This is a genomic window from Aneurinibacillus tyrosinisolvens, from assembly GCF_001015055.1.
Taxonomy (GTDB): domain Bacteria; phylum Bacillota; class Bacilli; order Aneurinibacillales; family Aneurinibacillaceae; genus Aneurinibacillus_A; species Aneurinibacillus_A tyrosinisolvens.
The window spans coordinates 62759-83176 of sequence record NZ_BBWZ01000011.1; the positions used below are offsets into that span (position 1 = coordinate 62759).

Here is a 20418-nt window from a genome sequence, read left to right on the forward strand (position 1 = left end):
TCCATCTTATAGCGGTCCGGAAATCCCCTGTCTCCGAATCATGATAAAGTGTGCGCCCAGAAGAGCAAATAAAGCGCCTGGCAGGAAGAACACATGGATTGCGAAAAAGCGTGCAAGCGTTTCCGCGCCAACGATCGTTCCGCCCTGAAGCAGGGTTGCAATAAAGCCGCCGATAAGCGGTACTTGAGCCGCAATTTGAATACCGACTTTCGTAGCGAAATACGCTTTATTATCCCAGGGAAGCAGGTATCCGGTAAATCCCAGTCCCAACATTATGAAAAATATTAACATTCCGACAACCCAATTCAGTTCTCGAGGGCGCTTATACGATCCCTGAAAGAACACCCGCAGTGTATGTAAGAACATCATAACAATGACTAAACTCGCACCCCAATGGTGCATCCCGCGAACAATCACCCCGAATGCCACTTCGTTCTGCAGGTATTTTACCGATTCGTATGCGTTAATGATATCCGGTACATAATACATCGTAAGGAACATGCCGGACAAGATCTGGATTACAGTAATAAAAAAAGTCAGTCCACCGAAGCAGTAAACAAACGCAGAAAAGTGGTGGGCCGGATTTACGTGTTCAGGCACTTCATGGTCAGCAATATCACGCCACATCGGGGTTACATTGAGACGGTCGTCGACCCAATCGTACACTTTACGGATCATTTCACTATGCCCCCTTTATTATCTTGTTTGCAACTACATCGCCTAGCATCACCTTGCCATCTTTCACTGCTACTTCGTACTGATCAAGCGGCTTTGGCGGCGGTGTTCCGGGAATGTTTTTTCCATTCTTCTCATAGCGCCCCATGTGACAAGGACAGAAAAATTGGTCCTTGTGTCCGGGTTCGTTCCAATGTACCATGCATCCCAGGTGCTTACAAACCGGCGAAAGCGCGATGATCTCATCACCTTGCTTGTACACCCATGCCGTTAAAGGAGTTTCCTGTTCGCCAGTCCACACGTCAACGATTTTCTTTTTAAAACTAAACTTCTGTGGCTCTTCTGTAATATCGCTTACGCTGGCTACAGGAATTTTATTGCCGGCCGCTCCCGCACTCTTCAATGCCGGATCGATGGCAAACTTAATCATCGGTGCAAAAATGCCCGCTGCCATAAAACCGCCGACTCCAGTAAGACAATAGTTTAAGAACTGTCTTCTGGAAATCTCCTTCTTCTTTCTTTCGCTCATCCTCTCTAACCTCCTATCCTTATAATAACGTCCGCACGGGACGGATAAGTGAAGCACATCTACTACCAGGACATAATCATCATACTTAATGGCTAATTTACTGTCAAGAATAGGATATAGCCCCAAATCCGTATATATTCTAAATGTACAAACCATTGTTTTGCAATTTGTCACAATTGTTTTGTAATTTGTCACGTTTTTTTTATTCTACTCTTTCTGCCAGAGTGAAATCAAGGTTTTTACTATTTTATTTCCTTCGATAAGCGCCTTTTCTAAAAAGGCTTTTGTTGTGACAGATTCTTCAGGAACGTCAGAAATCACGTACACATGAACTCCCGCCTCGCGAAGCGTTTCAGCCAGTTCTTCCTCATTTGTTATGACCAAATGATAAGGAAAGCGCGCGCGCAGCGCCTGAATGCTTTGTTCAATAAACGGGTGGGCTGTTGTATGATAGTTCCCTTCCCGGGCAATGCTGAGGGACTGAAAAAGGAACAGCCGGCCTGTCAGCTGCTGCTCTGCATAACTGCTTATCCGCTCCAGCCATAATTGTGCCGCCAGCCAGTTCTGGTCCCACTTTACCGGCGAAACACAAACCGGATAAAGCAGTGTATCCACATGTTCCTCCATCCCGATCACTTTTTCCATATCGTCTGCTTTCCAACGCATTGTTTCTCCCCCCTTAAAAATAAAAAACCCGGATTATCCGGGTTTAGCGTATCACATCCTGCTCTTCCCGCTACTTTACTTTTTTTGTCGCGAGCAGGCCTTTTAATTCAGTTGTCAATGTATGAAAGCTTTTTTCGTCTCCCGCCTCAAGCGCGCTGTCGATTTCCTTATATAGCTTTTCAAGGCGGTAATTACGGAGCGCTTCATCCAAAACCATCTCGGCCACCAAACTGAGTGTTGAAGGATTCATAATACTTGGCTTCTGCTGCTTTTCCATTCGATTTCCCTCCATTCATTTGTAAACCAAATCCCTTTATACCAAACTCACTCGTTTTTCCGTTATAACAACCTTATAGAAGCTACTAATAATTTTTTAAATAATTAGATTTTTTTAAATCCGATTTTTTATCCGCAGTCTCACAGAATGTTATCCTCTTGTTTTATCATATTCTCGTCCTGCGGATACGTACTCGGATTTTATAAATTTGTGCCCTTGCTTAGTAATGATTTACCCCGGTCCGTCAGCATATAAACGTTTCCCGCATCGGCGTTCTGCCCTTTGTAGAGTACGCCGAGGTGGGCCATCATCGCCAGCAAGCGGCGCCGTACAATCTCTTCCTGCTTATCGTAATAGAAGGGAACCGTCCAATTTACAAGTGCCGGAACGAGTGTGCTTTCCGGGATCCAGTTGTTTTCACAAATGCGGGCAATAAACAGACAAAGGCTGGAGAGAGCGGGAATTGCTTTCCGGTACGACAGCATCCAGAACGCAAATAAATCATCTAGAATTTCTTCTGTCTGTCCACTGCCCTGCTGCACGATGCGCAATCCTTCTTCTGTCACAGACAGGCCCTCGTCCGGCTTCTCTCTAATGAGACGCCTGTGATGGGCATAGTCATACAGAAGCGCGAAACGATCAGGATAATCACGAAACCTGCGGCCGTATCCAAAACGCCATTCTTTTCTGTCAGGAAAAGCCTCACTCACTTGAAACAGTGACATCATCCGCTGTTGGTGGTTTCGATACATAACCCCCTCCTTAGACAGTGAAACCTGGTGGCAGGAAACATACCGGAGAAAAGTGAATAGGTCATCGGTAAGTGCGCCCACCCCGCTGTCAAACGATTCGGGCGTATAATTACCATATGCATTTGCCTGCGCTTCTTTTACAAAAATCTCTCTCCATTGTGACCGGATATCTGCCGGCATGACATACTTGAGTGTCTGGCCTGTATGCAGGCGAAAAATCCATCCGTTTGCCAGGGAGTGCTCAAGCAAAGCGGTGCGCTTTTCCCCTTTATCCCCGTCGATGCATGCTTTTCTTGCTTTGCTAAGCAGCATCTCGAGCGTATATTCCGCTCTGCTCTCGTAAACAACCTGAAGCAGAAACCGCTTTTCTTCCCAGGAGAGGCTAACCCGCTGTTCGTCAAGCTTGGATTTTGACGTTAACCGCCCATGCAGGCTTTGAATCAATTCGTTTTTGGAGTGAACGTTGCACGTTAGGCTGTAAGCGGCCGCCAGTTGGTGGAGCTGTTTAATATCAGCGTATACTAAGGTTTCAGCTAAGTTCACGAAACTTTCGTCCCTTCACCGGGTTTTTGTGATTGTACGATCCAGTATTAACCGAAAGAAAAACCGGATATACATTCATCCAAAAGAAAAAGAGGCGGCAAACGCCGCCCCCCCTCAATGCTGAATTAAATTATGGTACCGCTCACTCACATCGTATACCTCTTCCCCGCTGGCCATGGCTTTCGTGTAGCATTCCAGCGCCAGAGCTTCCTGCCTCTGGCCTTCTGCCGCTCTTCCTTTCCAATACCACGCTACCGGGTCTTCGTCGTCGAGCTCCCGCATCCGGTCGGTCAGCGCCTGTATGGTCTCCCACTTCTCCAATTCGACCAGAAGGGATAAATAACGCCGGGTAATCGTATCGTCGTCAAATTCAAGCTCGGAAATACGCTGGTACACAGCGAGTGCCTGCTCTTTTCTTTCCAGCTTCCATAACGATTCCGCCAGTATCGGGTAGGCAGCCACGTATTCCGCATCCAATTCAATCAGCTTTGCCAGACGCTTAACCGCATGCTGCCACTTGCCCATCTGGTAGGCGGTCACACCGTATCCGTAGTACGCTTCAGGACTGTTCGAAAGCTCTATTGCTTGTTCATACAGCTCAAGGGCCTGTTCGAACTCCCCCTGCTTAGCCGCCATATGGGCGCGCTCCAGCACAATTTGGCCGTCATCCTCGTATCCGCTGAGCTCCTGCCACTTCTCAAGCGCCAGCCCATTTTGCCCCTGCTCCGCGTAGAGCTTACCAATCAAATACTGAATTTCCTCGCTGTCAGGTTCAAGTTCCAGTGCCTTCTCGAAATAGCCAATGGCAACCTCCTGCAGTCCTTCAAGCAGGAAAAGCTCTCCCAGAAGAGCAAATATTCTGTAATCATCCTCTTCCTGCTCCTTCAAATCGATAAGCAAATTCATCGCTTCATCAAGGCGATCCATATCAATATATAGAGAAGCGCGATAAACCGCAGATTCAATGAGTGTATCCGTATCCAATTCCTCTTTCCACTGGTTAATCTGTTCAAGAATTTCCAATGAAGTATCATGGTGGCCCAGTTCATGATAAACTGCAGCCAGTTGAAGCTGCAGGAGAGGATCGCGGGTGAAGGTTTGCCGCAGCTGTTCCAGCGCCTTTAAACCTTTTTCTATCTCTCCTTCTCCTAACAGCTTCATTGCATGATCGAGTTGCTCTTGCCAATGCTCGTTCATGAAACCCCTCCTCTCATCGTAAGCCGGCATGGCATGAAAAAGAAAAACCGTTCGTAAATGAACGGTTAACTTTCGTTATCTTTCATGTGCGAAAGCCAGCTCATCGTTACCACTGACATAAGTATACCAAATAATGAAGCAAGGAAACCATAATTCAATGTTTCCCCATGCTCACTATTCTGCACCTTATAGACAATGGGATCGCCGATACTGGCTACTACACCATATTGAATTTTCGAAGGCTGTACCGGGCGTTCCGGCTGCCATTGCAGCTGCTCCATGGAGGACACGGTATCCGTTGTCCCATCGGCAGCCTGCGCGGCGGTAACAGATACCGCGCCGGCTTCCTTTTGTACATTCAGAAGCGGCCACGTAAAAAGGAGCAAAAAAACGAAAGCCGCTATCATGCCTGTCCAGCGGGCGAACCGTGAGCGTCCGGGCGTTTTCCGTGAAACAGAAGAGGGGGAAGCCCATTTGTTCTCCTGCATAATTCTGTCCATTACCTTACCGGATATAGAAAACTCATGATAATCTACCGGCAAGGAGGGCGAGTGAATCAACAATGACCCCTCGTCCAGGCAGTGAGCATGCTCTTCCTTGCAGGCAGAGCACGAGGGAAGGTGCTGCTCAATACTCTTAGCCATATCAGCGGGTAAGCTGCCTTCCACATAATCGGGCAGCATTAAGAGGACGGTTAAACAATCCATACTACCTCATCCCTTCCGCTTCGTCTAACGTAGCATCGGAAACGTAAGGCTCCAACTGGAGCTTAATACTATGGCGCGCCCGAAATAGAAGGGATTTCACGGAACTGACGGTTGAATCAAGGATGACTGCGATTTCTTTGTAATCGAGCTGCTCATACTCGCGCAGAATTAACGCAACCCGCTGTTTCTCAGGCAGCTTGTTAATGGCTTCGCGGACAAGATGGACTCTTTCGGTGCGGAGCAGTTCTTGTTCAGGCAATCTGTCAACAGAAACACGGGCAGGTTCTTGCTTGCTATCCTCAAGATATACCTCAGAATTCCGGCTTTTGCGTAACTCGCTTAATACAGTGTTACGGGCGATGGTGTAAAGCCAGGTGGAAAATGTAGCCTCAACATCACGAAAGGATTGCAAGCTGCGAAACGCCTTGTAGAACGTCTCCTGTGCGAGATCTTCAGCCTGATCTTCCATATGATAGTTTTTCAGCATATGGAGAATAAAAGCGAGAATCCTTTTCTCGTAACGCTGAATTAACTCAGCATAGTATTCTACCCGGCCGTCTTTAATCTCACGAATTAACTGGGAATCAGTGATCAACTTATGTTTCCTCCTTGTCGATTCCGATACCCCTTCTATGTTCCTATGTATAGTTTATATATACGGCAGTTGATTATAGAAGGTAGGGGTATATCTGACGTTTCCTGACACGCGCTTCTTCGAGAACGAAGTTATTTATCGGCGTACCTTTACTATAGACGATTTCAGGTTGCCAAAAAGTTGCATCTTTCGTAATTTTTTTTTCGGACACAAGTAAAAAGTCTGCATCGCTTCCAGGAACGATAGCACCCTTCTGCGGATATACATTAAAAAGCTTAGCTGGCCGGCGGGACTGTACATCGGTAACCTTCTGCAGAAAAAGAGCAAGAGAACCTGATGTGTCCAGCGCTTTCACATGGCTATTCAACGTACCAAACTGCATTCTGGCATTCGACAGTGAAGAAGATTCATCCATTTCCCATGTAATGTAGCTAAGCTCCTTCTGCTTATGTGCTGAAACCCAGGAAACGGTTTCTTTATCTTCCTGGAGCACGAAAGGAATACGGTGATACTTTACAGTAGATAACAAAAGAAATAAATGAGTCTCAAGCCACCTTTTTTTCTCCTGGCCTGTAAACAGAGGAGAGAATGATAGTTTTAGTGCAGTACGGCGTTCACGAAAACAAGCCAGCAAGATGGGCCAGAATAAGCGATTGGGCGTTTCAAGATTCGAAATGGTAACTTCCAGCATGGGAATCCGCAGTGACGAAACAGCACGAATCAGCTGCTCACTAAGCATGGCATATGGGATAGACAGCCGCACCTGGCAGTCCAACCAGCTGTTTTGATACATGGATACCTCATAGCGGAGCTGTTTCCGCCAATCACACACATCTCCTATCGTAAGATCATCAACGAAAAATGTAAAGCCCCTTTTTACCCATTCTCCCTGAATTGACAGAAACTGTTTGCTTGTCGTCCGTGCATTTCCGAGATGGGAGCCAAAGTGAAAAAAACCGGGCAGCAGATAAAAGGAAGACGCCTCTATTTCTCTTACCCCTAGTTTTCCTGTTATTTTCTCATGGATATAATGAATTTTATCGCCCTTTACCCATACGTCCGCACGAAAAATACGTTCCGGATTTACAATCGCCGCCCCGCGCACAATGAATTCATCCATGTTATCTCCCACCCTCCAGTTTGTTGTGCTCACCGCCCAAATGATAAATCTCATCTGTTCCCTTCTCGATAGCACGTCCGACAAGGACAAGAAAAAAGCTGAGAAAAACAGCAATAATATCCGTCCACGGATAAACAAAAAAAAGAAGGCGAATCGGTTCCGCCAGAAGGGAACACCACCCTTCTGCAAACTGGTAAAGCGCGGTCACCTTCTTTGGGTCAATGTGCTGGATTTTAAGCCAGCCGTGGAGAAAAAAGGGCGCTTGAATGAGAAGGGTTGCCAGAAGGTGCTGCCCCCTGGAAAGATAGAAGTGGTATTTTCCAAGATGCCCAAGAGCAACATATACGATGAATGTTAAAGCGCCCAGGATTAAAATGAGCATTTCGTACACAATTGCCCCAGCATCACTCGCGGAGAGAGTACGCCAGAGCAAGTATGGAAACAGCCAGATTTTTAGCCATACAAGCCCCGCTATTGTAAGTACTGATACAAGTCCATAACGAAATAACATGTCCTCACACCCCCTTGTATCATGAATATGAGGAACCTCACAAAACATGACGACAAAAAAAACGAAAAAAGGGAGTTCAGTCCACTTGCCTTTCCCTTCCGCAAGGAAGGAAGAACTGTCCGCTCCACCTCCCTGCGAGCAGAGCCCGCAAAACATCTGGGTATCTCGAGGAGGGAGACAATTGCGGTCTTTTTCTCTACTACTTTAAAGGAACATATACTTTCTCCAAAAAAAAGCCATTTCGATAAAATCGAAATGGCATGGGAAGTTCCCATTTATGGATAGGAGTGGAGAGAAACCATACTATAAACTACATTATAAGGATAAAAACTGAAAAGTCAAGAAATTATCCTCTCGTTATCTATAAATTTCACATAATTTAAATTATTCACTAATGGTTTGCAGCACATCAAAAAATCCCGGGAAAGAAACGTTAATCGACTCCGTGTTCGTAATAACGGTTTCTTCCGAAGCGATTAATCCGGCAACCGCCATCGCCATTCCAATGCGATGGTCGCCATGGCTGTCGCATACCGCTCCATGCAGAGGCGTTCTTCCCCTAATTACCATGCCATCTTCCGTCGCTTCAATGGAAGCGCCCATCTTCGTAAGTTCGCCGACGACGGTATCGATCCGATTCGTCTCTTTCACCTTCAGCTCAGCGGCATCCCGAATGACCGTCTGTCCCTGCGCCTGACTGGCAAGAACAGCGATGATCGGCACCTCATCAATCAGGCGCGGGATGACATCCCCTCCGATTTCGATCCCGGTAAGCGGCGCGTATTGCAATTCAATGTCGGCCACAGGTTCTCCATTTACTTCGCGTTCATTGTGGAGGACCAGCCGGGCTCCCATCTCTCTCAGCACGTCCAATATCCCCGTTCGGGTTGGGTTTACGCCCACATTTTTAACAAGGATGCGGCTGCCCGGTACAATAGCCGCCGCTGCCAGAATAAAGGCGGCGGAAGAAATATCACCCGGTACATCGATGCGGCCGGGTGATAGAAGGCTCTGCCCCCCTTTTACCCGCACGCCCCCCGCAAAGGATTCGATGTTCACACCAAAAGACCGAAGCATCCTCTCCGTATGATCACGCGATAGCTCAGGTTCATACAGAACAGTCGTCCCTTCCGCCTGCAGGCCAGCCAGCAGCACCGAAGACTTCACCTGGGCGCTGCTTACCGGGGAATGGTATTCAACCGCCTGCAGGCCGCCTCCGCGCACGGACAGCGGCGTGTACTCTCCACCCTCACGCCCGTCGATTTTAGCCTTCATCTGGCGCAGTGGAACGGTTACCCGCTTCATCGGGCGCCTTGCAATCGATTCGTCGCCAAGCAATACCGTGTGAAAGGGCTGGGAGGATAAAATCCCCATCATCAGCCGGATCGTTGTCCCCGAGTTCCCGGTATCAAGAACTTCTGCCGGTTCCTTAAGGCCAAACCAGCCCTTCCCGTCTACAACAACCCGCTCCCCGTCCTGTTCAATCGAAATGCCAAGCTTGCGAAAACAGGAAATGGTACTAAGGCAATCAGCGCCGGCCAGAAATCCGTTAATGGTTGTTGTTCCTTCCGCGAGGGCACTGAGCATAACCGCACGATGTGAAATCGATTTATCCCCCGGCACAGCAGTTTCGCCCTGTATAGATGTAACGCCTAGAATTCTTCTCATTTCAAAGCCCCCTACTCGCGCTGATATACGTTATAGCCTGCTGCTTTTATTACGCCTGCGGCTTTCTCAGCATCTTCAAGATTGCGGAAAGAGATGCGGAGCACGCCGAGGATATCCTCTCTCGTTTCCAGAATACGAATGTTCGTGATGCTGATTTCGTGCTCTCCGAGAAGGGTTGTAATCTTTCCGATGATTCCCGGATGGTCCGGCACATCAGTATATAAATCAAAATAAGACGACAGGGCGCCCTTTTGCTTCTCCGGCAGCCCATCGCGGAAACGGCGCGCTTCGGAAAAAAACCGTTCGATCCCGTCTCCGTCCGCCTTTTCAATCAACGATGAAATTTTATCAAGCGTATGCTTCCAATCTTCGGCCAGCTTCTTCATTACCGGACGGTTGTTGAGCAGAATGTCGCGCCACATTTTCGGATTGCTTGAGGCAATGCGGGTAATATCCCGGAACCCTCCGGCAGCAAGACTGCGATACCAGCCGCTCTCATCCTCGTAAGATGCGACCTGGTTCACAAGCGAGGCAGCAATAATATGGGGGAAGTGGCTGATTGCACCTACAACCTCATCATGCTTTGCGGCATCCATTACGACCACCTTTGCCTTCGTGGGACGAAGCAGCTCCTTCATGCGGCTGACAATGTCTTCCGGTGTATCTTTTCCCGGAGCAAGCACATAATATGCATTTTCAAACAACCGGTCATGCGAGGCTTCTACACCTGACTTGTGCGATCCCGCCATCGGGTGCCCGCCGATGAAGTATACGCCCCTTTGCTGGAATCCATCCGATAGCTGCATCACGGACACTTTGGTGCTCCCCGTGTCGGAAATAACAGCCCCTTCTTTCAAAGGAGTGTACCGTAAAAAGGAAATTAATTCATACAGCTTGCCAACCGGGGCACATAAAAAAATAAAATCCGCCCGGGCAACGGCATCCGCAAGCTGTGTCGTTCCCCTGTCAATTACCCCGAGGGAAAGCGCCATGCGCAGGTTATCCTCCATAACATCGAAGCCGGTTATATGTATGTTTTCATTTTTTTTTAAGGAAAGGGCTAACGATCCGCCGATTAGCCCTACTCCAAGAATGGCAACCTCTGTCATTTTGTCTTGTTGTCCTCCACTCTCCCCCGGAAGGAAGTTCTATTGCCGTGCGGGTACCAGAACCTGGCGCAGCGCTTCCAGCATCGTTTCATTCTGCTGCCTGCTTCCGATCGTTATGCGAACAGCACCCGGGAAAGCCCGGACAATGACGCCCAATTGCAGCATTTCGTTGAAAATCTCTCGCGTATTGCGCTCCGGCATAAGGAAAACAAAATTCGTTTCTGACCGGTAGTAAGAAACGCCCATTTCATCCAGGCCTGCGTATACCTGCTGTAAACCTTCTGCGTTTGCCCGCTTGCACTCTTCCACGAATTTTTGGTCCGATAGAGCAGCCAGGGCAGCTTTCTGGGCAAGCAGGTTTACGTTGAACGGTTCACGAACACGGTCCAGTTTATCAATCACATTTGCTTTTGCAATGCCGTATCCGACACGCAGAGCAGCAATGCCGTAAATCTTTGAAAACGTCCGCAGAATAATAAGGTTATCATACGATTCCAGCAAACGGATTGAATTCGGAAAAGCATCGCTCTTAACATATTCTGCATATGCCTCATCGAGAACGACCAGCACATGGGAAGGTACGCGGTCAAGGAAACGCACGAGTTCCTGTTCCCCAATCATTTTTCCGGTAGGGTTGTTCGGATTGCACACCCAGATGACACGTGTGTTTTCGTCCACACGGGCGAGCATGCCGTCCAGGTCGTGTGCACCGTCAATACATGGCACCTCAATCGCCTCGGCCCCTTCGATTACGGCATTCGTTTTATATACGGAGAAGGTTGGCGCTGCCATGACCGTATTCGTTCCCTGCTGCAAATAAGCACGGGCAATGAGCATAACAATCTCGTCCGAACCGTTGCCAAAAACAAGCTCATCCGGCTTCACCTGCAGAAACGAAGCCAGCGCAGCACGCAGCTCAAGACATGCGCCATCAGGATAAATCGGCAGGTTATCGAGCTGAGAGACGATAGCCTCTTTTACTTTGGGTGAACAGCCAAACGGGTTTTCGTTGGATGCAAGTTTAATTACTTCTTCAAGTCCAAGTTCTCTCTTCACATCATCAATCGGTTTTCCAGGCTCATATACTGGCAGGTTGACAATCTGGGATTTGGGAATCATGTGGTCACCTCTTGTTTATTATCTAGTGTTTTTTTCATCATACCCCAGTTTGCAATTGCATGACAAATTTTTTTACAATCGCCAAACCTTGCTCTTTTGTCTGCCTATCGGACAGAAGCGCCTGTGCTTCTCCAATTTTCTCAAGCAGCGCGCTGCCGACGATGAACCCGTCGCTATGTGGCGCAATAAGCGCGGCCTGTTCGGGGCTGGAGATTCCAAACCCAACGGCGACCGGAACGGACGCATGCCGTTTTACTTCTTCCAGAAAGGATGTTACATTACCATCCAGGCTGCTTCTTGCCCCTGTAACACCGAGCGATGAAACACAGTAGAGAAACCCGCGTGCGTTTGAAGCAATCGTCCGGATGCGCTGTTCGGACGTTGGCGCTACGAGAGAAATGAGAGGCCGGTCATAACGCTCGGCAATCCCTTGCACCTCTTCCGATTCCTCGAACGGAAGATCAGGGATAAGAATACCGTCAATTTGCGCATCCTCCATCCGTTGAAAAATACGTTCGATCCCGTACTGCAGCACCGGATTAAAATACGTAAACAGAATAATAGGGATGTGAAGGCCGGCCGTACGCATTTCGGCCGCCAGCTCGATGACGCGCTCAATCGTTACTCCGTGGCTTAATGCCTGTGCGGATGCACGCTGAATGGTCGGTCCGTCCGCCAGCGGGTCGGAGTAAGGCACGCCGAGTTCAAGTATAGAGGCGCCCGCTTCCTGCAGCGCCAGAGCAATATCTACGGTAAGTTCGGGAGAAGGATACCCTGCGGTCAGAAAAGGAATAAACGCCTGCTCCCCTTCGCGGAAAGCGGATTGAATGCGTGCGGTTCCACCTGTAGTCGTCTTCATACTGCCTCTCCTCCCTGTCTGTCGTGAATTTGTGCTACATCTTTATCGCCGCGTCCAGACAGGCAAATCACAATCACTTCATCCCCGGACAATGTAGGAGCCAGCTTGACTGCCTGAGCAACTGCATGGGCGCTCTCCAGAGCCGGGATAATCCCCTCAACCGAGCAAAGCAAGTACAGCGCCTCTAAGGCTTCTTCATCCGTAATCGCCTTGTAAACCGCTCGTCCGCTATCGTGGAGAAAAGAATGCTCCGGTCCTATCCCCGGGTAGTCGAGCCCGGCGGAAATAGAATACGGCTCAATAATTTGCCCGAACTCGTCCTGCAGCAAATACGTCATCGTTCCGTGGATAATGCCTCTGCTTCCCTTCGTAAGGGTTGCCGCGTGCTGCTCCGTTTCGGTTCCATGGCCGGCGGCTTCTACGCCAATCATTGACACTTCATTGTCCTCAAGAAACGGATAGAACATTCCCATCGCATTGCTGCCGCCACCGACACAGGCAATGAGATAATCGGGAAGCCGCTCTTCTTTACGCAAAATTTGTTCCTTCGTTTCATCCCCGATGATACGCTGGAAATCACGTACCATTTTCGGGTACGGATGAGGGCCCACAACCGAGCCAATCATATAAAACGTGCTGTCAACCGTACTGACCCAGTAACGAATCGCTTCGCTTGTTGCATCTTTCAGTGTCCTCGTACCGGATAATACAGGGACAACCTCCGCTCCGAGCAGCTGCATGCGGAACACGTTTAATTCCTGGCGTTTAATGTCTTCTTCCCCCATGAATACTTTGCACGACATCCCAAGTCTCGCCGCGATCGTAGCTGCCGCCACGCCATGCTGTCCGGCACCGGTTTCGGCAATGAGCGCCTTTTTTCCCATTCGCTTTGCGAGCAGTCCCTGGGCAATCGCGTTGTTAATTTTGTGCGCGCCTGTGTGATTCAAATCTTCCCGCTTCAGGTAAATCTTCGCACCCCCAAGTTTTTCGGTTAACCGCTCCGCAAAATAGAGAGGGGTAGGACGTCCGGAATATTCCTGCAGAAACTCGTTTAGCTCCGCATGAAACGCTTCATCCTGCATAGCCTCTTCGTATGATTTCTCCAGTTCATCCAGTGCATTGACGAGCGTTTCCGGCACATAACGGCCGCCAAACACGCCAAATCTTCCTTTCCCTTTCTCACTTAACTCCGTGCTGCTCATACTGTCTCATCCTCCCAACAAATTCTCTTATTTTATCCGCGTCTTTTCGCCCCTCGGTTTCTACGGAGCTTGAGACATCCAGTCCATCCGGTGCGTAGTCGGTAAGCAATGAGCGCGCATTGTCCGCACGGATACCTCCGGCGACAAGCAAAGGAATCCCATGCCGGGCGCACCACTCTTTGTAATAGGGAATGACATTCCAATTAAATGTCTCCCCTGTTCCGCCCGATTGCGATGATGTCATCGTATCTAATAAAAGATAATCAATAGCGCCCGTATAGTTGTCCATTTCTTCCCAATTATCTGCACTTCTCTCAATTCCGATAGCCTTTATAATCGGTACGGAAAACGTTTCCTTTACCTTTCGGCAGAATGCCGGGGATTCCTCTCCATGCAGCTGCACAATATCGAGCGGGGCGCAGGAGAACACTTCCTCTATTTCTTGTATTAAGGGGTTCACGAACACCCCTGCAGCTTTATAAGAAACCGGAACAAAAGCGGCAAGCTCTTCCCACTGCTTTGCAGAAACACGGCGGCGGCTCTGTGCAAATACAAAACCGAGCCAATCGATTGCAAGCTGCTCCTCCGCTATCTGGCCCAGCGTGTCTGTTTCCGTAATTCCGCACACTTTGATAATCAATCGGCTTTCCCTATTCATACGCCGATATCTTTCGGTTGTTGTACGGCGGGCCCAACAAGCGATTTTACTGCTTCGGCAATGCTTTGCTGCCGCATAAAATGCTCCCCGACCAATACACCGTCGATGTGTGCTTGTTCAAGCACGGTGATATCGTCAGCAGATGAAATGCCGCTCTCGCTAATCGTAATGAGCGATGGCGGGATACGCTCCACCAGCTTAAGCGTTGTCGAAAGACTCGTTGTAAACGTCGCAAGGTCACGGTTGTTAATGCCAAGAAGGTCAGGCTCAATTGCGCTGAGAACGAGGTCCAATTCTTCCTCCGTATGCACTTCCACAAGAACTTCCAAGCCGAGCGCGCGGGCTTCCCGCGCCATTTCCTGCAGCTTCTCCCGTTCAAGAATCGCCGCGATAAGCAGCACAGCGTCCGCTCCGTAATAGCGCGCTTCATACAGCTGGGCCGGATGCAGGTGAAAATCCTTGCGCAAGAGCGGAATCGGTTTTTCTATTCTGTTTTTAATTTCCTTCAAGTAGGCCAGCTTTCCCTGAAAAAACGGGGAGTCGGTAAGAACGGAAATGGCTTCTACGTCCGCACGCCCATATTCTTTCGCAATGTCGACGGGAGAAAAATCTTCGCGAATGATTCCTTTGGAAGGGGATGCCTTTTTCACTTCCGCAATGACGCCAACCGGCCTTTTTCGCTGTGAAAATCGCTTCTTCATTGAGATGGTGTCCGGAAGGCCAGCCATGCTTCGCTCCATATCGCGCAGGGCTGTTCCTGCCAGTAAGGCATCGATCTCTTTCACTTTTTCTGCGACGATTTTACGAAGCATGGCTGACCCCTCCTGTCACCTCAATAAGCTGTTCTAATTTTTGTTTTGCCCGCCCGCTATCAAGCACTTCCTCTGCCATTCTTACACCTTCTTCAATGCTGCTCACCTGTTCTCCAACGTAGAAAGCGGCAGCGGCGTTGATTACGGTAACATCGCGGTAGGCTCCCCTTTGCCCGGAAAAAATACCGCGTATAATTTCAGCATTTTCTTCTGCGGCTCCACCGGCGATAGTCTCAAGCGGATGCACCGGGAGGCCAAGGTCTTCCGGATGCAGCTTATAAGAACGAATGCTGCCGTGATCCAATTCGACCGCATGCGTCGGTTCGCTGATGCTGATCTCGTCCAGTCCGTCGGCTCCGGCTACGACAAGGGCGCGTTTCACTCCCATTTCAGAGAGTACTTCGGCTACTTTCGGGCCGAGCTTCCTATCATAAATTCCGATAAGCTGCCGGTCTGCCCCTGCCGGATTCGTTAGCGGCCCAAGCAGATTGAATACCGTACGGAACCCAAGCCGCCTGCGGGGTTCAACCGCATGCTTCATCGCCTGGTGGTATTGGGGCGCAAAAAGAAAACATAAATTCGTTTGTTCCAGACAGCGGTTAGCTTCCTCGGGAGTCATCGTAATCGTAACGCCAAGCGCCTCCAGTACGTCCGCACTTCCGCTTTTGCTGGACACAGCCCTGTTTCCGTGCTTGGCGACTCTTACGCCTCCGGCGGCGGCCACAATGGCCGCGGTGGTGGAGATATTAAAAGAGATGCCTCCGTCTCCACCTGTACCGCACGTATCCAACAAATTCCCCTTCTTGATGATGGAATGCACCGCTTTTTCCCGCATCGTCTGAACAAAGCCGACAATTTCATCGACGGTTTCCGTCTTCATGCGCAGTGCAGTAAGGAATCCTGCAATTTGCAGCGGATCCGCCTTCCCTTCCATAATAAGGTCCATCGCCTGTCGTGCTTCTTCACGGGATAGCGATTCACCGGACGCTACCGCGGATAAATATTCTTTAAACATCGATCCTCATCTCCTCTGTTCTCATCATTTCCTCGGCTAAACTCAGCGCATGAAACATTGCCTGCGCTTTATTCCACGTTTCCTCATATTCATTTTCCGGCACAGAGTCGGCTACAATGCCGGCCCCGGCCTGAACGTAAGCGTGCCCGTCTTTGAATACAATCGTCCGAATGGCGATACAGGAGTCAAGATTCCCGCAAAAACTGAAGTAGCCGATCGCACCGGCATAAATGCCCCGGACCTCCTGCTCAAGCTCGGTAATAATCTCCATCGCCCGCAATTTCGGGGAACCTGATACGGTACCGGCCGGAAAGCAGGATAACAGCGCATCGAATGGATTCTTATCATCTGCCAGCTGTCCGCTGACATGCGATACCATGTGCATAACTTTAGAGTAGCGTTCTATCTCCATCTGCTGGTTTACTTCTACGCTTCCGAACCGGGAAACCCTCCCGACATCGTTTCGCCCTAAATCGAGCAGCATGAGGTGTTCTGCCAGCTCTTTCTCGTCGGACAGCAGGTCAGCCTCCAGCGCCCTATCCTCTTCCTCATTCGCTCCCCGCTTACGGGTTCCGGCAATCGGCCGCGTTTCCACTTTGCCGTCCGTCACTTTTACGAGCATCTCAGGAGACGTTCCCACAACGGTGGAATCCTTTGTTTGAAAATAGTACATATAGGGAGATGGGTTTGTCAGGCGCAGTATGCGGTAAACGAGCAGCGGGTCCACCTCGGTCGCTGCGCGGAACCTTTGTGACAGGACGACCTGGAAAATATCTCCCGCCGCAATGTATTCTTTCGCCTCCGCTACCATGGCTTCGAATTGCTCTTTCGACAGGTTGCTTGATACCGGTATGGGTTCTGCCCGCAGCGGAATGCCACCCGTCTGGGGAGATGCTCCATCACCGGCCAAAGCAACGCGGCGTACGAGGGACATGATCCGTTTGCAAACAGCCTCATACTGTTCAGCCAGCTGCTCCCGGGTTGCCCCCTCTTCAGCCATTAGATTTACAATGATCTGTACCTCCTGCCTGAGGTGGTCATACACGATAAGCTCGTCGACAAATAATAAATGAATGTCATCAAGCTGCAGTTCATTGTGGGATGGAGCGGAAAGCTGCTCCACATATTTCAACGTATCATAGCCCATGAAACCGACCGCACCCCCTGTGAACGGCGGCATGCCCGCAAGCCGCGGACTGCGGTATTTTGCCAGCTGGTTTTGCAGCGAATCCATCGGGTTGCCGTGCAGGATTTCCGTATCGCCTGAACGATAGCTGGCTTCCAGCACCGAACCTTGCGTCCTGCACTGCAAAAAGGGGCGTAAACCGATAAAGGAGTAGCGGGCCCAGCGTGTACCGCCTTCGACGCTCTCAAGCAGGAACGTGTTCTCTTCCCGCAGGGTTTGGTAAATGCGAATAGGGGTTGCCTGATCGGCAAGAAAGGAATACCGTATCGGGATCAGACTATACTGTTTGCGAAGCTCCAGTACTTCATCAAATAGGGGGGTATACATTTGTCCACCTCTTCTCTTAATAAAGAGGGCCAAAGAAGGTATAAAAAACCCGGAGCGAATAAGCTCCGGATCGATCTGTCCGTTCAACATGCCAACAGATTGCATCTCTTCTCCGGCTCTTCTCTTCTCATCTCTGTACTGCTCTCTACCTAATCTCTCACTCGTCTTAAGATCCAACATCTGTGACTGACTAGTTACAGATTACTGGTTTCTGACGATTCTGTCAACCTGCTCATTTTTTTATCTTGCCTCTGTACGCAAATCCGGCCGCAGAGCAGCGGCTCCTTCAAGAAACACATGGCGTATTTCCCGAATGGATTTCTCCGTATTCACGAGCGCCATGACTCGAATGCATTTCTCTAGGCTCCCTGGAACCGGAATCTCATTGGAACACATGAGCGGAACGAGCTCCCATCCGTCCAGTTGCCGGACGGCACGCGCCGGAAATGCAGCGTCAAGATCGTGTGTAACGGTAATGATTACACTCCCCACGTCTTCAGCGTTCACTTCGTTTTCCCGGACAAGTGCACGCATTACTTTCTCCGTCGCCTCCAGGATGGCCTGCTCACTGTTCTCGGCGACGGTAATCGCACCACGTATACCACGGACTGCCATTGCTTATTCTCCTCCTTTAAGCTCGTGCAGCACTTCACGCACAAGTTTCTCATCCACATCTTTTACAATTTTTACCTTCCCCATCTCCGTAGGAAGCACAAAAACAAGTTTTCCGCCTTCGCCTTTTTTATCCCGGCGCATTACTTCGATCATTTCATCTGCCGAAAGATCCTCTTCAAGCGACGTAGGCAAGCGGTATGTACGGAGTATGTTTCGTGTACGGGCACTTATGTTTTCCGCTATGTGCATCTTCTCAGCAAGAAGCGCGGCTCCCACCATGCCAATTGCGACAGCTTCGCCGTGATTTATTTTTTTATAGCCGGATAGCGATTCAAACGCGTGAGCAAACGTGTGACCAAGGTTCAGGATGGCACGAAGCCCCGCTTCTTTCTCATCTTCTGATACGACAGATACTTTTATGCTGCAGGCACGAAGCAGTGTCTCCTGCAGGAGATCATGATCAAGCTGCTGCAGAGCCTCTTCGTTTGCTTCCAGCCAGGAAACGAACGTTTCATCCCAGATGAGCCCATGCTTAATCACTTCAGCGAATCCTGCAGCAATTTCGCGGTCCGGAAGGGTGTGAAGCAGCGCTGTATCATAGGCAACGAGCTTCGGCTGGTGAAAAGCGCCGATTGTATTTTTTGCCAGCGGATGATTAACGGCAACTTTCCCGCCGACACTGCTGTCGTGTGCCAGCAGTGTCGTGGGAACCTGAATGAAATCGACGCCCCGCATATACGTTGCCGCCACAAATCCCGTTAAGTCACCCCACCACGCCCCCGCCAAGCGCCAGGAATGCAGATTTGCGATCAAGACCCGCCTGGAGCGCTTCTGTCATAATCTGTTCGTACACGTGGAGGCTTTTCGCCTTTTCTCCCGCCTGAGCTACAAAAGAAAAGACGGCATATCCTCCCTGTTGCAGTATTTGTGTAACCTTGCCCAGATAGAAAGGTGCGACATTTGAATCCGTCACGATAAAAAGCTTTCTCCCTGTTTCAATTCCGGCCTGCTGCAACAAACGGGGCAGCTCATCCAGCACGCCGGGCCCAATCCAAATCGGGTACGAGCGCTCACCCAGTGAAACCTCAAGGCGCCTCATAATTAAAACTCCGCAATATGCTCATGGTAGCTGGCATAGTTCTTTTTCATTTCTTCAAGCGAATCTCCGCCGAATTTTTCAACAAGCGCATCGGCAAGCGTCCAGCATACAACCGATTCAGCGACAACGCTCGCCGCCGGTACCGCGCAGCTGTCTGATCTTTCGATGCTTGCAGCAAACGTTTCTTTCGTATCGATATCAATGCTGTTTAAAGGCTTATACAGTGTTGGAATGGGCTTCATCACGCCGCGTACAATGACCGGCATCCCGTTGGTCATTCCGCCTTCCAGCCCGCCGGCGCGGTTCGTTTGCCGGGAATATAGATTGTTCTCGTCCAGTATAATTTCGTCGTGCACCTGGGAACCCGGCTGAGAGGCGGCTTCGAATCCGATGCCGATTTCGACCCCTTTAAACGCCTGGATGCTCATCACCGCCTGGGCAAGGCGCCCGTCAAGCTTGCGATCCCACTGCACATGGCTGCCAAGGCCGATCGGCACTCCATCCGCAACGACTTCCACAATGCCGCCGAGGGAGTCCCCTTCTTCTTTCGCCTGGTCAATTAAGGCCATCATGCGTACGGCAGCTTCTTCATCAAGACAGCGTACAGGTGACTCTTCGGTCCGCTGGATCATTTCTTTAATCGGTACATCAATGCGCCGGGCTTCCACTTCCCCGATTCGAAGCACGTGCCCTGCCACCATAATGTCGAATTGTTCTAACAACTGGCGTGCCACTGCACCGACAGCTACACGAACGGCTGTTTCCCGCGCGCTTGAACGTTCAAGAATATTGCGCATGTCACGCTGATTATACTTCAGCGCGCCGTTTAGATCAGCATGTCCTGGCCGCGGGCGTGCAACGCGGCGCTTGTCTTCATTTTCCTCCACAGGTTCAGGCGACATAATTTTCTCCCAGTGTGTCCAGTCCTTATTCTCCACTACAAGGCAAATCGGCGCCCCCGTTGTTTTTCCATGGCGCACACCGGCCACCACCTTAACCTGATCTTTCTCGATTTGCATCCGGCGGCCCCTGCCGTGCCCCTTCATTCTCCGGAGAAGCTGCTCGTTAATCTTGTCTATCGAAAAGGGCAGATTGCTCGGCACGCCTTCAATAATGGCCGTAAGCTGCGGCCCGTGTGATTCTCCCGCTGTCAAATATCTCATTGTTTCCCTCCACC

21 protein-coding genes and 1 pseudogene are annotated in these 20418 nt (G+C 50.0%); all 22 read right to left on the reverse strand.

The genetic code is table 11. The features are described 5' to 3' along the window. Positions 1-6: 6 nt before the first annotated feature. The gene (gene qcrB, locus MBEAL2_RS12325) at positions 7-678 is read right to left on the reverse strand and encodes a menaquinol-cytochrome c reductase cytochrome b subunit (RefSeq protein ID WP_047152606.1); all 672 of its coding nucleotides are present in this window, start codon (positions 676-678) and stop codon (positions 7-9) included. A gap of 4 nt (positions 679-682) precedes the next feature. Next, positions 683-1204, reverse strand: coding sequence for a QcrA and Rieske domain-containing protein (locus MBEAL2_RS12330; protein ID WP_047152607.1), 522 nt, complete (start codon positions 1202-1204; stop codon positions 683-685). A gap of 207 nt (positions 1205-1411) precedes the next feature. Next, on the reverse strand, positions 1412-1870 hold the full coding sequence (locus tag MBEAL2_RS12335; protein ID WP_047152608.1) for a DUF2487 family protein: 459 nt from the start codon (positions 1868-1870) through the stop codon (positions 1412-1414). Positions 1871-1940: 70 nt separating this feature from the next. Further along, positions 1941-2147, reverse strand: coding sequence for an IDEAL domain-containing protein (locus tag MBEAL2_RS12340; protein WP_236692806.1), 207 nt, complete (start codon positions 2145-2147; stop codon positions 1941-1943). Positions 2148-2347: 200 nt separating this feature from the next. Continuing rightward, a complete protein-coding gene (locus MBEAL2_RS12345) occupies positions 2348-3442 on the reverse strand; it encodes a hypothetical protein (protein ID WP_047152609.1) in 1095 nt (364 codons plus the stop codon). 114 nt (positions 3443-3556) lie between these two features. Next, entirely contained in the window at positions 3557-4639 is a 1083-nt protein-coding gene (locus MBEAL2_RS12350; RefSeq protein WP_047152610.1) for a tetratricopeptide repeat protein, read from the reverse strand. A 65-nt stretch (positions 4640-4704) separates the two neighbouring features. Then, positions 4705-5346, reverse strand: coding sequence for an anti-sigma factor family protein (locus tag MBEAL2_RS12355; protein WP_047152611.1), 642 nt, complete (start codon positions 5344-5346; stop codon positions 4705-4707). A 1-nt stretch (position 5347) separates the two neighbouring features. Then, positions 5348-5938: an RNA polymerase sigma factor gene (locus tag MBEAL2_RS12360; RefSeq protein ID WP_047152689.1), complete on the reverse strand. Its 591-nt coding sequence runs from the start codon at positions 5936-5938 to the stop codon at positions 5348-5350. Between the two features lie 76 nt (positions 5939-6014). Further along, positions 6015-7061, reverse strand: a complete 1047-nt coding sequence (locus MBEAL2_RS12365; protein ID WP_047152612.1) for a hypothetical protein — start codon at positions 7059-7061, stop codon at positions 6015-6017. Position 7062: 1 nt separating this feature from the next. Further along, on the reverse strand, positions 7063-7572 hold the full coding sequence (locus MBEAL2_RS12370) for a hypothetical protein (protein ID WP_047152613.1): 510 nt from the start codon (positions 7570-7572) through the stop codon (positions 7063-7065). A 384-nt stretch (positions 7573-7956) separates the two neighbouring features. Continuing rightward, positions 7957-9240: a 3-phosphoshikimate 1-carboxyvinyltransferase gene (gene aroA / locus MBEAL2_RS12375; RefSeq protein ID WP_047152614.1), complete on the reverse strand. Its 1284-nt coding sequence runs from the start codon at positions 9238-9240 to the stop codon at positions 7957-7959. Positions 9241-9251: 11 nt separating this feature from the next. Continuing rightward, positions 9252-10349, reverse strand: coding sequence for a prephenate dehydrogenase (locus tag MBEAL2_RS12380; RefSeq protein WP_047152615.1), 1098 nt, complete (start codon positions 10347-10349; stop codon positions 9252-9254). Positions 10350-10388: 39 nt separating this feature from the next. Continuing rightward, complete coding sequence (gene hisC / locus MBEAL2_RS12385; protein WP_047152616.1) at positions 10389-11468, reverse strand: histidinol-phosphate transaminase; 1080 nt, start codon at positions 11466-11468, stop codon at positions 10389-10391. 37 nt (positions 11469-11505) lie between these two features. Beyond that, complete coding sequence (trpA, locus tag MBEAL2_RS12390; RefSeq protein ID WP_082129918.1) at positions 11506-12327, reverse strand: tryptophan synthase subunit alpha; 822 nt, start codon at positions 12325-12327, stop codon at positions 11506-11508. Continuing rightward, a complete protein-coding gene (gene trpB / locus MBEAL2_RS12395) occupies positions 12324-13529 on the reverse strand; it encodes a tryptophan synthase subunit beta (RefSeq protein ID WP_047152617.1) in 1206 nt (401 codons plus the stop codon). The genes trpA and trpB overlap by 4 nt, the downstream gene beginning before the upstream one ends. Beyond that, positions 13507-14187 (reverse strand): phosphoribosylanthranilate isomerase, encoded by a 681-nt coding sequence (locus MBEAL2_RS12400; protein ID WP_047152618.1) that lies wholly within the window; start codon positions 14185-14187, stop codon positions 13507-13509. The genes trpB and MBEAL2_RS12400 overlap by 23 nt, the downstream gene beginning before the upstream one ends. Then, positions 14184-14999: an indole-3-glycerol phosphate synthase TrpC gene (trpC, locus tag MBEAL2_RS12405; protein ID WP_047152619.1), complete on the reverse strand. Its 816-nt coding sequence runs from the start codon at positions 14997-14999 to the stop codon at positions 14184-14186. Before trpC ends, MBEAL2_RS12400 begins: the two co-directional genes overlap by 4 nt. Further along, positions 14989-16014, reverse strand: a complete 1026-nt coding sequence (gene trpD, locus MBEAL2_RS12410) for an anthranilate phosphoribosyltransferase (RefSeq protein ID WP_047152620.1) — start codon at positions 16012-16014, stop codon at positions 14989-14991. The genes trpC and trpD overlap by 11 nt, the downstream gene beginning before the upstream one ends. Next, entirely contained in the window at positions 16007-17527 is a 1521-nt protein-coding gene (trpE, locus tag MBEAL2_RS12415; protein ID WP_047152691.1) for an anthranilate synthase component I, read from the reverse strand. Before trpE ends, trpD begins: the two co-directional genes overlap by 8 nt. Before the next feature lie 240 nt (positions 17528-17767). Continuing rightward, positions 17768-18142, reverse strand: a complete 375-nt coding sequence (gene aroH / locus MBEAL2_RS12420) for a chorismate mutase (protein ID WP_047152621.1) — start codon at positions 18140-18142, stop codon at positions 17768-17770. Positions 18143-18145: 3 nt separating this feature from the next. Next, positions 18146-19241 (reverse strand): annotated as a pseudogene (aroB, locus tag MBEAL2_RS12425) (3-dehydroquinate synthase). Positions 19242-19243: 2 nt separating this feature from the next. After that, positions 19244-20404 carry a chorismate synthase gene (gene aroC / locus MBEAL2_RS12430; protein WP_047152622.1) on the reverse strand — a complete coding sequence of 387 codons (1161 nt, stop codon included), beginning with the start codon at positions 20402-20404 and terminating at the stop codon, positions 19244-19246. Positions 20405-20418 lie beyond the last annotated feature (14 nt).

Excerpts from the sequence above, each read along its gene's own strand:
- qcrB (WP_047152606.1), bottom strand. The coding sequence starts at position 678 with ATGATCCGTAAAGTGTACGATTGGGTCGACGACCGTCTCAATGTAACC.
- MBEAL2_RS12330 (WP_047152607.1), bottom strand. The coding sequence starts at position 1,204 with ATGAGCGAAAGAAAGAAGAAGGAGATTTCCAGAAGACAGTTCTTAAAC.
- MBEAL2_RS12335 (WP_047152608.1), bottom strand. The coding sequence starts at position 1,870 with ATGCGTTGGAAAGCAGACGATATGGAAAAAGTGATCGGGATGGAGGAA.
- MBEAL2_RS12340 (WP_236692806.1), bottom strand. The coding sequence starts at position 2,147 with ATGGAAAAGCAGCAGAAGCCAAGTATTATGAATCCTTCAACACTCAGT.
- MBEAL2_RS12350 (WP_047152610.1), bottom strand. The coding sequence starts at position 4,639 with ATGAACGAGCATTGGCAAGAGCAACTCGATCATGCAATGAAGCTGTTA.
- MBEAL2_RS12355 (WP_047152611.1), bottom strand. The coding sequence starts at position 5,346 with ATGGATTGTTTAACCGTCCTCTTAATGCTGCCCGATTATGTGGAAGGC.
- MBEAL2_RS12365 (WP_047152612.1), bottom strand. The coding sequence starts at position 7,061 with ATGGATGAATTCATTGTGCGCGGGGCGGCGATTGTAAATCCGGAACGT.
- MBEAL2_RS12370 (WP_047152613.1), bottom strand. The coding sequence starts at position 7,572 with ATGTTATTTCGTTATGGACTTGTATCAGTACTTACAATAGCGGGGCTT.
- aroA (WP_047152614.1), bottom strand. The coding sequence starts at position 9,240 with ATGAGAAGAATTCTAGGCGTTACATCTATACAGGGCGAAACTGCTGTG.
- MBEAL2_RS12380 (WP_047152615.1), bottom strand. The coding sequence starts at position 10,349 with ATGACAGAGGTTGCCATTCTTGGAGTAGGGCTAATCGGCGGATCGTTA.
- hisC (WP_047152616.1), bottom strand. The coding sequence starts at position 11,468 with ATGATTCCCAAATCCCAGATTGTCAACCTGCCAGTATATGAGCCTGGA.
- trpA (WP_082129918.1), bottom strand. The coding sequence starts at position 12,327 with ATGAAGACGACTACAGGTGGAACCGCACGCATTCAATCCGCTTTCCGC.
- trpB (WP_047152617.1), bottom strand. The coding sequence starts at position 13,529 with ATGAGCAGCACGGAGTTAAGTGAGAAAGGGAAAGGAAGATTTGGCGTG.
- MBEAL2_RS12400 (WP_047152618.1), bottom strand. The coding sequence starts at position 14,187 with ATGAATAGGGAAAGCCGATTGATTATCAAAGTGTGCGGAATTACGGAA.
- trpC (WP_047152619.1), bottom strand. The coding sequence starts at position 14,999 with ATGCTTCGTAAAATCGTCGCAGAAAAAGTGAAAGAGATCGATGCCTTA.
- trpD (WP_047152620.1), bottom strand. The coding sequence starts at position 16,014 with ATGTTTAAAGAATATTTATCCGCGGTAGCGTCCGGTGAATCGCTATCC.
- trpE (WP_047152691.1), bottom strand. The coding sequence starts at position 17,527 with ATGTATACCCCCCTATTTGATGAAGTACTGGAGCTTCGCAAACAGTAT.
- aroH (WP_047152621.1), bottom strand. The coding sequence starts at position 18,142 with ATGGCAGTCCGTGGTATACGTGGTGCGATTACCGTCGCCGAGAACAGT.
- aroC (WP_047152622.1), bottom strand. The coding sequence starts at position 20,404 with ATGAGATATTTGACAGCGGGAGAATCACACGGGCCGCAGCTTACGGCC.